1 protein-coding gene and 1 pseudogene are annotated in these 766 nt (G+C 36.8%); both read right to left on the reverse strand.

The annotated features are described in order from the left end of the window. A pseudogene (locus tag V6259_RS19525) lies at nt 1–190 on the reverse strand (C4-dicarboxylate ABC transporter permease); the annotation flags it as partial. Beyond that, nucleotides 187–766: TRAP transporter small permease (locus tag V6259_RS19530; protein WP_341585951.1), on the reverse strand; the 580-nt coding region annotated here is incomplete at its 5' end. The pseudogene V6259_RS19525 and the gene V6259_RS19530, both read right to left, overlap by 4 nt.

Here is a 766-nt window from a genome sequence, read left to right on the forward strand (position 1 = left end):
CAGGAAGCGCCATCAACGGAAAAGAACCAACTGAGGTAAAAGCAATTTGTACAAAAGTAATTGGGTTCTCACCCAGATAGAAATAGGACGCTAACGCCGCTACACCTAACGAGATACTGATCGGAGCACCCATTAACAAAAGTACAAAAAAGGATCCGAAGAGAACTAATACAATGGATGTTTCTGTCATGATTTACCCTCAGCCTTTGCGGTTTCGTTAAGTCCTTCCAACTCACCACTCTTTAATTTGTCCAATTCTTGTGAATCAGGGTCGATAACACTTTCACCCTTCACAAATTTTAAGTAGTTAACTTGAATGATACGCAAGCTCATTAATGTAAAAGCAATCGGTAGAATAAGATAAATATATTTCATTGGAATCCCTAATGTTTGAGATTTCCAAAACAAATTCATTTTATAAAATACAAAATTGTATGACATATAAACCATATAAAAATTAAACGCGATCCAAATAAGGTCTGTTATAAACTCAAGAATCGGTGGGAGCCAAGAAGGCATTAATTTATATTGAAACGTAACTCGGTTATGTGCTGCCAACCTAGCAGAGTAACAAGCACCAAAGTAAACAAACCATACAAACATATAGACAGAAAGCTCTTCAGTCCAAGCAATCGAATATCCGAAAATTTCACGAGAAATGATTTGCGCAAAAAGCAGTGTAACGAACAGCGCTAATAATGTCCGGCAGATGTAGCCTTCGATATCATTAAGAAAATGCAGAATCTTATTACCCATATCACGACCT

This window comes from Marinomonas sp. TI.3.20, from assembly GCF_038155025.1.
GTDB classification, from domain to species: Bacteria; Pseudomonadota; Gammaproteobacteria; order Pseudomonadales; family Marinomonadaceae; genus Marinomonas; species Marinomonas flavescens.